The following is a 12,031-nucleotide window of genomic DNA, read 5'->3' on the forward strand; positions in this document are numbered from 1 at the left end:
AGGCGAAACGCCTGCAACCCCACCGGCGGATAACACGTCTACAGGGAAAATTCAGAAACTTCTTAACGTAGATTGAGGCCGACCGTCGACGACGCCGTCGGCCCCACCGCCGCCGCCAGAGGAACCGCCGATGAGTACCGCCGCCGCCACGCGCCTTACCGTGCTCGCCACGAGCGCGGTCCTGGTCGCGTTGACCGCCTCCGCGTGCGCGGCCGGCGTAACCGAGGGTTCCTCGATCAAGCCCGCCCCGCAGGCCGCGGTCGCCGCCGCCAGTGGCGGCAACACCTGCGCCAAGCCCGACGTGCCGGCCGGCCTGAGCACCCAGCATGTGATGTCCGACGGGATGCGCCGCACCGTCGTCGTCTACTACCCGCACGGGCACAAGCCGGGCAAGCCGATGCCGATGGTCATCGACCTGCACGGCAGCGGCAGCACCCCGCTGCAGCAGCTGGCCGGTTCGGAAATCGCGGCCACCGCGGACAAACACGGCTTCGTGGTCGTCGCGCCGCAGGCCGGCATTCCGTTCATCGCCGGCAAGTCCCACGGTTTCGCCTGGAACGTGCCCGGGGTGCCGCTGATGAGCGGCCGACCGGTGCCCAAGGGCGCGCCCAACGACATGCAGTTCATGCGGGACGCCATCGCCGCCATGAACAAGGCGCTGTGCGTGGACACCAAGCGCATCTACGTCACCGGCTTCTCCGGCGGCGCGCGGATGGCCTCGCAGGTCGGCTGCGAGCTGTCCGGCCAGATCGCCGCCGTGGCCCCGATGTCCGGGCTGCGCATGCCCGGCAACTGCAAGCTGGGCCGGTCGGAGTCGGTGCTGTCCTTCCACGGCACCTCCGACGGCACCAACCCGTACAACGGCAGCAAGCAGATCTACTGGTCCTACAGCGTGCCGGTCGCCGCCCAGCGCTGGGCCGCCGCCGACCACTGCGACAAGGGCGTGCAGAAGCAGGTTGTCAACGGTGTCATCAGCACCACCTACGGCAACTGCGACAACGGCCGCCAGGTCGTGCTGTACACGGTCACCGGCCAGCGGCACATGTGGCCCGGCACGCCCGACTCGATGGCCAAGGGCTACACCGTCCCGAAGCTCGACCCCAACGAGATCATGTGGTCCTTCTTCGAGTCGCACCCCCTCGACGCCGCCACCGCCTGACCTTCTTCATGCAGGGAAGGACGCCTTACCCTCGTTGACCGCGGGTAAGGCGTCCTTCCCTGCATCAGGCCGGGGCACCGTCCTGGTCGAGCTTGGGCCAGGGGATCGCGGTGAAGTCCGGCCGGCGCTTCTCCACGAAGGCGCTGACGCCCTCGGCGTAGTCGCGGCTGGCGTAGGAGGCGCGGTACCAGCGCTGTGACCACTCGTCCTCTGCGGCCTCACCGGCCACGGCGCGGGCGATCAGCTGTTTGGCCCCGGCCAAGGTGATCGGGGCGCGCTGGGCCAGGGTTGCGGCCAGGGCATAGGCCTTGGCGGCGACCTCTTCCACCGGGTGCACCTCGTGCACGAGTCCGATGCGCAGGGCCACCTCGGCGTCGAGCAGCTCGCCCGTGAACAGGATGTAGCGGGCCCAGGCCGCGCCGACCGTTTCCACCACACGGGCCGTGGACATCTGGTGGTAGACCACGCCCAGTTTCGACGGCGTGATGCCGAACTTGGCCGTATTGTCGGCAATTCGGATATCGCAGGCCAAAGCGAGCTCGCAGCCGCCGCCCACGCACCAGCCCTGAATGAGCGCGACCGACGGCTTTGACATCGTTGCCAATGTCCGCTCCGCCTCGTGCACGACCTCCGAGTACGCCGCCGCGGCCTCCTCGCCCTTGCGCACGGTCTGGAACTCGGCGATGTCCGCCCCGGCCGAGAACGGGCCGTCACCCGCGCCGCGGACCACCAGCACCCGCACCGTCTCGTCGTCCTCGACCGCGCGCACCACGTCCGGGATCGCCTGCCACATCCGCAGCGCGAAGGCGTTTCGCTTGGCCCGGCGGTCGATCGTCAGCGTGGCCACCGGTCCGTCGACCGTCAGCGAGAGTTCCTCGGGCAGGCTCATACCGGCAAATTACCCGGGTCAACGGTGAACGCGCCCCGACGATCGCAGGTGGCTGCGTCACATCGCGCGCTGCGAGGCTGACCGCACGTCCATGCCAGAGGAGTGACGAGAATGCTTCGACGTTTGGCCCTCGGCCTCGCCGCCACCCTGCTCCCGTTGGCCGGCATCGGTTTCGCCGCGCCCGCGGACGCGGCGCCGACCGTGGTCACCCTGCACTACAGCGCGAGCGGGATCACGCACTACTCGGCCCAGGTGGTCCAGGCCGTGAAGAACTGGGACACCCGGCTGAAGAACGTGCAGCTGGTGTCCGGCGGCACCGCCACCATCAGGCTGCACGAGATCAACGGCGGCGGCTCCTACACCAACACCGACGGGCACGGCCACGGCGACATCTACATCGACCGCCAGCAGGTCGCGCAGGGCTTCGACCCGACCCGGATCCTCACCCACGAGTTCGGCCACAACCTCGGGCTGCCCGACGACTACACGGGTCCCTGCTCCGAGGTGATGTCCGGGCACGGACCGGGCACCGCGTGCAAGAACGCGATCCCCTCGGCGGCCGAGGTCGCCACGGTGGACGCCAACTTCCGCAACGGCTTCGCCGCCGTCGCGGAGCTGCACAGCGTGCACTGACGCAGTCACGACAGGTTTGACGGCAGGCGTACCCGGCTGGACGGGTGCGCCTGCTTTTTTGAGCGCCGCCGCCCGCCTCACGTGGACGACCTGACGCTGCTCCTTTCGGGTTGGCTGCCCCCGGCGATCCCCATGGACGACCAGGGGTCGCTTGTACTCTCGTAGCCCGTACCGTCCCCGGCGTCAGGCGGTGAGAGCATGCGGCCGGCTCGACTCCTCCGGGCGATGCTGCTCAACCAGGGCAGCCAGTTCGAGGGCACGTTGCGCGGAGTGCACCCCGATCGGCTCCCGCCCGTCTACTGGGTCAACGTCTGCTTTCCCTGCCGGACCGCGTTCGAGTTCCGTATGCACCACGAACACACCGAGCGCAGGTGTCGCCTACGGCACGTGCGAACGGAGCGGCGGGTGCTGTTGTGCGACAAGTGCAACTACGGGCTGGTGTTCGCCGACAACACCAGCTACTACGCCCACCGCTGTGCTTTTAACCGTGACGGCCGATTGTGGACCGAGCCGGCGCCGAGTTTCGTGATCCCCCGCGCGGCATTCGACAAGTCGCCGCTCGACCCCGCGGACGTTGTCCCGACGGCCCAGGAGTAGCCATGTGGTTCACGTCCTTGCTGACCACGACCGCGGCGTCGTTCGGGCGATTGCTGATGACGATGATCGTGCCGACGGCGATTCCGCTGGGCACGCTCTGGGCGCTGCTGAAGGCCGGCAGCTTCGCCGGACACACCGACTGGGGCAAGGCCGCGCCCACCGCGCTGGCCAATGACTCCTTCGGGCTGCTGCTCGTGGTGGCGGCCATCGTGGTCGTCTCGGCCGTGCTGCAACCCTTTCAGCTCAGGCTCGTCCGGATGCTGGAGGGCTACTGGGACGGTTGGCTGGTGACGGCTCGGATCGCACCCCTGGTCGTCGAATGGCAACGCCGCCGGCTGGACGCCTTGAGGAGTCGGCACATCGCGCTGAGCCAGCCGAACCCGGTGTCCGGGCCGGGCCTGAATCTGACCGAACAAGCGTCGCGGCACCGGCTCGTGGCGCGGCGGCGCATCGAACACCGAAGGGTTCTCGCTCGGCTCAACCGCTATCCCGAAGGCGCGCAGAGCGAGCAGCTGCTGCCGACGGCGTTGGGCAACGCCCTGCGCGCGGGCGAGGTCACGGCCGGCGAACGCTATGGCCTGAACACGTTGGCGTCCTGGTCCCGGCTCTTCCCGCAGCTGTCCGATCGGTTCCGCGCCGTGCACAACGCGTCCCAGGATTCCGTCGACACCGCGGCCAACCTGACCATCAGCTTTTTCCTGGCCACCGCCTTGGCCATCGCCGGCCTGTGGCGCGAACCGGTCCACTACTGGATTCCCGCGCTGGGCCTGGTGTTGACCGGTGTCTGCTACACGGGGGCGGTGGCCGCGGCCGTCCAGTACAGCACCTATCTGCGGGCCGCCTACGACCTGCACCGGTTCGACATGTTGAAGGCGCTGCATTACCCCATGCCGAGGACTCCGAGCGAGGAACACAGGACGTTCGAACGGCTCTCCCTTTTCCTCCGGGTCTCCGAGGACATGACCGGGGATCGCGACCGGTCCGCGAGAAACCTGGACTACCTACCCGAGTACGACCACTCAGGCGCGGTCGATGCTGACGACGCCACCGAAGCCGAGAACGTGGATCCGAAGTAGGCCGGCGCGGTTGTCCTCGGGTAGTTCGGTCGTCCTGTCGCGGACGGCCGTGAGCAGCCGGCCGCTGTCGTCGAGGTCGAGCTCCCAGTCCTTCGGCACGGTCAGCTGCACATGCCCCAGCACGACCGTGACGTTCATGGTGATCCCCTCCGGATTGCCCGGGCAGCTGGTCAGATCCACCAGGTTCTCGCAGAGAAGGGCCCGAGGGCACAGGGTGGTGCTCACCGGCGGCGTGGCCTCGACCCGGCCGGTGAGCAGGACCCGGGTCCACGACCGGCCTGCGGTCGAACCGATGGAGGCCAACAGCGCCAAGCCGCCGATCAAAGTCGCGAGCGGCACGACGAAGTTGATGACGCGGTCGGGCTCGATGCCCTGCTGGAGGGCCAGGTAGACGATGGAGACGAGGATCAGCAGCCCGGGAGCGAGCACCGACTCGACACGGAGGAAGCGCCGCATGACGTTGACGATGGCGAGACCGATCAGCGCCCACGGCCACCAGTGTGCGAACAGGGTCCACGCGACATTGAGGCGGTGTGTGGTGTCACCGACGAGGAAAGCGCCGCTCAGCAGGAGGATCCCGCCGAGCCACATCCGTGCACGACGCTCATGCGGCGCCTGGCGGCCGACCGCCGTGTGTTGATGCGGTGAGGGATCCGAGCTCACCCAGGAAGGGTAGGCGATGGCTCGCGGCTGTGGGCGCAGCCCAGGGTGACGTCGAGGCGGGCGACCTGGCCGGTGCGGAGGCGGATGCGGTGGGCGGTGGGTGGGTAGGCGGTGGCGACGACGGTGACGGGGCCGGGTGGGAGGCCGGTGACGTGGTAGCGGCCGTGGGAGTCGGCGGTGGTGGTGGCGACCATGCGGCCGGCGGAGTCGAGGAGGCTGAGGGAGGCGTGGGGGCGGGTGGTGCCGGCGACGGAGCCGCCGGCGAGGGGGAGGCCGCTGAGTTCACGCAGGACGTGGCGGAGGTGGATGAGGGGCCGCGAGGAGGGGACGCCGGGTGAGAAGAGGGAGGCGTCGGCGGCGGCGAGAGGGGCCTCGGCGGCGGGCTGGACGGCGCCGACGGGAGAGGCGATGAGCTGGCGGACGGCGTCGGCGAGGGAGCGGCAGGCGGGAGAGAGCTGGGGGTCGGGGCGCCGGAGGGCACGGGCGTGCATGCCGAGGGAGGCGTAGAGGGCGAGGCGGTGGCGGGTGCGCGGGGAGACGGTGCCGTTGAGCATGGGCACGGTCAGGGGCCGGGCGACCAGGGCCAGCTGCCAGAGCCTGGTGTCCAAGGTGCGGCTGACGGCGTCGAGGTCGCGGCGGTCGGCGGCGGCATCGAGCAGGTCGGCCAGGGCGGTGAGCACGGCGTCACGAGCGCTGCGGACGGTGTCCTTTGTGGACAGAGGCGTCACGACGAGGGCGACCAGGAAGCCGATGGCGGCGCCGATGGCGGTCTCCTCCAGGCGCAGCACCAGGAGGTCGGTGGAGAACTCGTTGAGGACGCTGTAGAGCTGCCCGACCATCACGGTGACGAAGAAGATCATGTACAGGTAGGAGATCCGCAGCAGGTAGAAGCCGAGGAACATGCTGCCGACGATCACGGCCAGCACGCCGGCGGTGCTGCCGGCGGTGATCTCGGCGAACAGCACGGAGGCGACGAGGCCGAACATGGTGCCGGCGATGCGGTTGAGGCCCTTGACGAAGGTCTCGGTGCGGGTGGCGGTGCCGGCGAACATGACAAAGGCGGCGATGACGGCCCAGTAGTAGCGGGCGGGCGACAGGGCCTCGCCGGCGACGATGGCCAACGCGCCGGCGACGGCGACCTGGATGGCCTGACGGGTGGTCATGTCCAAGCGGGCCAAGGGATTCCAGTGGCCGCCACGGGCGGGCACGTCCTTGGCGACGGCGGGAGAGCCGGGCAGGGCGCCGAAGGCGAGGGAGATGGACGGCTCGAACTCGTCGAGCACGTCGTCGGTGGTGTCGTCGGAACCGGACGCGATGGCCACCAGTTCCGTTACGGCGACGGCAAAGTGCTCATCCGGCAGGACCCGGGCCAGCTCGGCGGCGCGGCGGTCGTCACGGCGGGCCAGACGGTCGGCGACCCGGGCGGCAGCGCGGGCATGGTCGGTGCCGACGAGGGCCTCGGCGGCGGTGACGAGTTGATCCAGGGCGTGCTGGGCGTCGATCAGCTTGCGGCGTAAGCGAGACGGTGAGGCGCCTGCCGGCAGGGCACCGGGCTCGGCAGACCAACCCTCGACCATCAGGGCCGCCTCGGTGACACCGGCCAGGCGGGCGTGCAGACGACGGCGTAACCGGTCGAAGCGGCGGGAATCGGTGCAGGACAACAGGTCTGAGGTGGCGCGAGAGACGGCACGGGCCCGAGCGTCGAAGGCCCGCACGACCCGGGCCAAGGTCTTGGCGGAGTTCACGCGAAGCACGGTGACCGACAGCAGCAGCACCCACACCGTCGCCACGATCACGGTGATCAGCAGCCCGGGCAGCATGGCCACGGTGGCGTGCAGGAAGGCCGCGAAGAAGTAGCCCATCCAGCCCATGAAGCCGTAGAAGAAGAAGTCGACGCCGAACCGGCGCACGAATACGGCCGCGAACATCACCGCGACGAACACGGCCAGCATGAGATCGGTGTTGCCGTCGACAAACGCGCCGGCCAGCATGCCGATGCCGAAGGCGACCGGAAACAGCGCGGCGGTGCGGGTCTTGGCCCACGCGCTGCCGGAGCCGAGCGCCATCGCGCCCATCATCGCCACCACCGCGCCCAGCAGCATGGCGATCAGGGTTCCCATCGCGTTCGCCCCGGTGAGCAGCGCGAACCCGAACTCCACGGCCAGCCCGCTGGCCATCGCGAACGTCGCCGAAGCCGCCGACCACAACCGGCTCAACCCCGGGTCGGACGCCACCACCCGATCCCGCACCTCGCTCAGCGCGAGCGTCATCCAGGCCCCCATTCCTCGATGCCGGTACCATACCGCTAATTACCGGTGTCGTACCGGCATCTTTCGCGGAGGGCCCCATGACGGACGCGGCGGCGGCGCTGGACGTGGTCGAGCTGGCCACGGCCGTGCTCGCGCGCAACTTCGAGCTGCTCCGGCGGCGCAGCGAGGTGTACAAGGAGCTCGACAAGTCCGAGTACCTGCTGCTGCGCACCCTGGACCTCCTCGGCCCGGTCGACATCAGCACGCTGGCCGGCGCGCTGGGCCTGGACCCGTCCACCGCGGGCCGGCAGGTCACCGGCATGCGGGGCCGCGAGCTCGTGACGAAGATCCACGACACCACCGACCGTCGACGCTGCATCATCGCGCCGACCGAGCTGGGGCTGGAGCTGATGGCCCTGACCCGGCAGCGCCGGCTGACCGTGTCGGCGGAGCTGCTCGGCGACTGGACGCCGGACGAGCTGCGCACCTTCGCCGAGCTGCTGACCCGCCACAACGACGCCGTCGCCGCGCGCTATCTGACGACCTGAACCCCCGCGAGTCCCGCTCTCGGGCAAGCATGTGTTGAGTTCATGACTGCCCGAGAGCGGGACTCGCGGTCAGAACCAGGTGCCGGAGGGCCAGGTCAGGTCGCCCCAGGCCTGGCGGCGGGCGGAAGCCGGGTCGTCCTCCAGGCGGGGCGGGGAGGCCATGATCATGGTGGGGCGGGAGGTGGTGTCGTAAGGGGTCCAAGGGGCCTTGCCGTCGCGGACGAATGAACCCCAGGCGGCGTGCATGGTCTGGGACAGCGAAGTCGCGGCGGGGTCGCCGAGGTCGCCGCCGCCGACGGCCCACGCGAAGACGACGTCGGTGCCATGGGCGGCCCGAACGGCGCCGGGCAGGGCGCCGTCGAACAGGTAGCGCCAAGTGGGCGCGTAGCGGGACTGGGCGTCGACGAGCCGGAGCGTGGGGATGCCGTACCGCTCATCGGTCATCACGCCAACCAGGTCATCCCCATACACGGCAAGGATTTCGCCGGCACGGGCAGGACCGAAGGCCTCGGTCAACACGCGAGGAGCCGGCAAAGCGGCGCGAGGGTCAAGACCGACGAAGGTGCCGGCCTCATTGACTGCGCTGGAGGCAAGCAAAGCGACCTTGGCGGCCGAACCCGAGGCGATCCGGCGGACGGGAACGTCAGGCAGCACGGAGCCGCCGACCACGGGACGCCACGTCCACACGCCGTACATCGGCGGCGACACGGTCTGCTGCGCGGCGAGCAACTCCCCCGCCGGCACAACCGGGATCCGCCGCCGGTCGATCCCCAACCGGTCGGCGGTGGCGCGGGCGACCGCAGCCGTCGTCACGTGATCACCGCCCCCGCTCTGGGAAATGGCCCGCTGGAACAACCCAGCTGCCGCCGGCACGGCCATCAGGGTGGCCACGCTCTTGGCCCCGGCGGAAACCCCGCCGACGGTGACCTGACGCGGATCCCCGCCGAACGCGGCGATGTTGTCCCGCACCCATCGCAGCGCGGCGACCTGGTCCAGCACACCGCAGTTGGTGTCGTCGAAGAAGCCGAACGCCCCGAGCCGGTAGTTGAAGGTCACGACGACCACGTCGTGGTTGCGCACGAACGTCTCGCCGTCGCCGATGCCGTCCGGCCCGGCGCCGGTCATGTAGCCGCCGCCGTGGATCCACACGAACACCGGCCGCGGCGTCGCGGACGGGCGGGCGGGAGCGCACACGTTGACGTAGAGGCAGTCCTCGCTCATCCGCTGTGGATCGTCCACAGCGGCCGGTCGCGGACCGGGAATCACCCCGGCCGGCAACACGGTCTGCATCGCCCGCGCGCCGAAGGCGGTGGCGTCCCGCACGCCGATCCACGGCGACGGGGGCAGCGGCGGCCGGTGCCGCAGCGGGCCGGTGGGCGGCTGCGCGTACGGAATTCCGCGCCACGCCAGGGCCTCTCCGAGATCGACGCCACGTACCTGTCCGTTGCTGGTGGCGACGATCGCCATGATCACTTCCCCTGGGTGCGCCTGCCGTGCGAGACCGAATAGACCTGGCCGCGGAACCGCAGCACCGGGTCGTCGGACAACTCGATGCCGGGCACCAGCCGGGTCGGGTCGAACATACGCCGGTCCCACTTGGCCTGGTCCTCGACCGGGCCGGTCACCAGCAGCCGCCCGGCGGTGATCTCCGTGCGGTCGTGCGGCCACAGCACCGTGCAGTCGTCGGTGGGATCGGTGGGCTCCGCGATCTGCACCTTGAGCTGGAACGCCACCGTGGTAGTGGCCAGCCGCTCGGCCAGCTCGTCGCTCAGGTACGTCGGCGACTTCTCCGAGGCTCGCTCGTCCGAGAGCTGCTGCACGCCGGCCTCGGGCTCCCAGCGGTAGCGCACGGCCGTGCGGCGGCGCATCTTGTCCAGCCAGATGAAGGCGTGCACCGCCCAGTAGCGGATCGTCGCGTAGCTCACGGGAATCGGCGTGTTCTTGACGGCACGCAGGCCGCGCATGGCCTCCGTGTGCTCGGTGGCGTAGCGACGCACGACTTCGGGGTCGGGCGAGCCGGTGAACATGTTCGGCTCGGCCGCCTCCAGGAAGTTGCGGAACGCCTGCGGTGTCGCGGCGACGAACACGGGCTGGCTCACCGACACCAGATCGGTGGCCACACCGCCCGGCAGGTGGAAGGCGACCGAGAGGCCGCGGGCCGACCTCGTCCGGTCCCAGATGTAGGGATTTCCCGAGAAGTTGGAGAAGCGCACCGTCGCCGGCACCGGGTCGCCCTGCAGGTGCGACGCCGTCGTCAGTTCCGCGGCCGCCCCCGTCGGCAGGAAAACCGCGCGGTAGCAGGAGCCCTTCGCGTGCGCCCGGCGGTAGCCGGGGTAGAGCCCGGACACCCATTCCAACCGGTCCACGATGTCTACGGCCGACTGGGGGTGGGCGCCGTCGGGGGGCTGAACGGACATGTGGGCGATCCTGTTCGGCTCTGCGTCGGAGCGCCAGACTAAGGCGCGACCGTCTTGGTGCCAAGCTGAGTACCGTGTCGGGTATGGACGGGCACCAGCCGCCGGGCCCCGAGGACCGCTTCGAGGACGACCTGATCGGGTTGGACCGCGACGATCCCGAGGCCAAGGCCTTCGCCGAGCATCTGGACCGCATGGAGCGGGTCCGCAACGGCTACACCGTGGAGGGCTATCTGGCCGGTGTCACCGATTTCGCCGAGTCGGCCAACCGGTCCAGGGGACACCGCCGGTTGATGGTGACGCTCGTGGTGGCGCTGGTCCTGCTGGGCCTGGCCTTCGCGACCTGGGACCTACTCACAGTGGTCTTCGGCGTCATCATCCCCTGATCCGCTGCCCGATCGGGCGGCGACCGTCCCAAGCGGACGCTCGGCCATCTTGCCGCCGCGTCATTCACAGGGTTCCGTCGAGGTAGCGGCGACGGATGGCGGCGCGGGTCGGGTGGCCGGACCAGCCGGCCGGCATGCGGCCGGACTCGACGAGGACGACGTCGCGGACCCGGACGTCAAAACGCATGGCGACGGCGGCACGCACGGAGTCCACCACGACGGCCCGGTCGAGGTCGGCCGGCGGGATGTGCTGGGAGCGTTCGGCGACGATGACCACGGCCTCGCCGAAGGACAGGGCGACGACGCGATCCGGGCGCACGGCGGGGTGGGCGGCCCGGGCGACGAGCTCGACCTCACGGGGATCGAGCCGGCGGCCGTCCACGGTGAGCAGGTCCTCCTGCCGCCCGAGCACGAAGAGCTCGCCCTCGTGCAGGAAGCCGAGATCGCCGGTGCGCAGCCACTCGCGACCGTCCAAAGAGACCAGTTCCTGGCGAGCGGCCACGGCAGGCCCACAGATCCAGATCTCGCCGACCATGCCGTCGGGCAGGGGCCAGCTGGCGCTGGGGTCGACGATGAGCACGGCGCCCTCGACGGGAGTGCCGCTGGACACCAGCAGCGAGGAGCGGCCGTCGGTGCGCAGGACGGCCTTGCCGGCGGCCAGCTGCTCCCGGTCGACGGTGATGCGCCGGGGCGGGGCGGCGGCCGAGGTCATGGTCACCGGACCGACGGCCCCGATGGCGCTGTAGCAGGTGCGCAGGGACTGGGGCGGCAGCCCGCACTGCCCGAAGACGTCGACGGCCACCCGAACGGTGCTGGCGTTGATCGGCTCGCCACCGTCCAGCATGGTGCTGACCTGCGACAACCGCAGCCACGAGCGGTCCTGCTCGGTGGTGCGGGAGGCGCAGTAGGCCAGGGCGAAGTCCGGCGCGGCGGTGATCACGTCCTGCCCCGACGCCAGCGCTTGCAGCCATCGGCGGGGCTGCTCCAGCACCGAGGACTGTTCGAGCAGCACCGCCCGCAGCCGCCCGGTCAACGGCGCGGCGACGGCCAGCACGAAACCCAGGTCGTAGCACAGGGGCAGCCAGTTCACGGTCACGGAACGCCCGGTCACGGCCCGGAACGCCGTCACGGCGCGCTTCCCGGCCAGGGCGAGATCGCCGTGGCTCAGGGCCGTGCCGAACGGGTCGGTGCCGGGGTCGACGGGATACCGAAGCATGGCCACCTCGTCGAAAGCGGCCCGGTGCTGCGGCAACTCGTCGTCGGGCATGGCGTCCACGAGGACCACGGGGGCGTCGAAGAACGCCTGCACCCGGGGCTTGGCGGCGGTGGTGGTGAGCACGGCCGTGGCCAGGCAGTCGGACAGCACGGCGCTCACGTGGGCGGGATGGTCGTCGAGGTCGGCGAGGTCGAGGGGCAC

General features: G+C 70.3%; 12 protein-coding genes. 6 read left to right on the top strand and 6 right to left on the bottom strand.

The window, feature by feature from the left end; translation table 11 throughout:
- The first annotated feature begins 130 nt into the window (after positions 1-130).
- Positions 131-1,159, top strand: coding sequence for a CE1 family esterase (locus tag KUTG_RS09470; protein ID WP_084579106.1), 1,029 nt, complete (start codon positions 131-133; stop codon positions 1,157-1,159).
- A 64-nt stretch (positions 1,160-1,223) separates the two neighbouring features.
- Here the strand turns inward: KUTG_RS09470 and KUTG_RS09475 are convergent, their stop codons facing one another.
- Positions 1,224-2,048, bottom strand: coding sequence for an enoyl-CoA hydratase/isomerase family protein (locus KUTG_RS09475; RefSeq protein ID WP_052394266.1), 825 nt, complete (start codon positions 2,046-2,048; stop codon positions 1,224-1,226).
- Positions 2,049-2,159: 111 nt separating this feature from the next.
- On the opposite strand from KUTG_RS09475, the gene KUTG_RS09480 reads away from it, so the two are divergent.
- From KUTG_RS09480 to KUTG_RS09490, 3 genes are all read left to right on the top strand, one after another.
- Positions 2,160-2,681, top strand: coding sequence for a snapalysin family zinc-dependent metalloprotease (locus KUTG_RS09480; protein WP_043716397.1), 522 nt, complete (start codon positions 2,160-2,162; stop codon positions 2,679-2,681).
- A gap of 198 nt (positions 2,682-2,879) precedes the next feature.
- Entirely contained in the window at positions 2,880-3,278 is a 399-nt protein-coding gene (locus KUTG_RS09485) for a hypothetical protein (protein ID WP_157494430.1), read from the top strand.
- Positions 3,279-3,280: 2 nt separating this feature from the next.
- Positions 3,281-4,354, top strand: a complete 1,074-nt coding sequence (locus KUTG_RS09490) for a hypothetical protein (RefSeq protein ID WP_052394267.1) — start codon at positions 3,281-3,283, stop codon at positions 4,352-4,354.
- Here the strand turns inward: KUTG_RS09490 and KUTG_RS09495 are convergent.
- Entirely contained in the window at positions 4,298-5,017 is a 720-nt protein-coding gene (locus KUTG_RS09495; protein ID WP_157494431.1) for a hypothetical protein, read from the bottom strand. The two genes, KUTG_RS09490 and KUTG_RS09495, sit on opposite strands and share 57 nt — an antisense overlap.
- Entirely contained in the window at positions 5,014-7,287 is a 2,274-nt protein-coding gene (locus KUTG_RS09500; RefSeq protein ID WP_198047079.1) for an FUSC family protein, read from the bottom strand. Before KUTG_RS09500 ends, KUTG_RS09495 begins: the two co-directional genes overlap by 4 nt.
- Before the next feature lie 77 nt (positions 7,288-7,364).
- Between KUTG_RS09500 and KUTG_RS09505 the strand changes: the two genes are divergently transcribed.
- Positions 7,365-7,814: a MarR family winged helix-turn-helix transcriptional regulator gene (locus KUTG_RS09505; RefSeq protein WP_043716400.1), complete on the top strand. Its 450-nt coding sequence runs from the start codon at positions 7,365-7,367 to the stop codon at positions 7,812-7,814.
- 69 nt (positions 7,815-7,883) lie between these two features.
- Here KUTG_RS09505 and KUTG_RS09510 read toward each other — a convergent pair whose 3' ends face one another.
- Together KUTG_RS09510 and KUTG_RS09515 are read right to left on the bottom strand one after the other, a co-directional pair.
- On the bottom strand, positions 7,884-9,281 hold the full coding sequence (locus KUTG_RS09510) for a carboxylesterase/lipase family protein (protein ID WP_063753701.1): 1,398 nt from the start codon (positions 9,279-9,281) through the stop codon (positions 7,884-7,886).
- Between the two features lie 2 nt (positions 9,282-9,283).
- Positions 9,284-10,231: a catalase family peroxidase gene (locus KUTG_RS09515; protein ID WP_052394270.1), complete on the bottom strand. Its 948-nt coding sequence runs from the start codon at positions 10,229-10,231 to the stop codon at positions 9,284-9,286.
- Positions 10,232-10,314: 83 nt separating this feature from the next.
- On the opposite strand from KUTG_RS09515, the gene KUTG_RS09520 reads away from it, so the two are divergent.
- Positions 10,315-10,614, top strand: a complete 300-nt coding sequence (locus tag KUTG_RS09520) for a hypothetical protein (protein ID WP_043716401.1) — start codon at positions 10,315-10,317, stop codon at positions 10,612-10,614.
- A gap of 64 nt (positions 10,615-10,678) precedes the next feature.
- Here the strand turns inward: KUTG_RS09520 and KUTG_RS09525 are convergent.
- Positions 10,679-12,031, bottom strand: a 1,353-nt coding sequence (locus KUTG_RS09525) for an AMP-binding protein (protein ID WP_052394271.1), incomplete at its 5' end; no start/stop codon positions are given.

This window comes from Kutzneria sp. 744, assembly GCF_000568255.1.
GTDB lineage: Bacteria > Actinomycetota > Actinomycetes > Mycobacteriales > Pseudonocardiaceae > Kutzneria.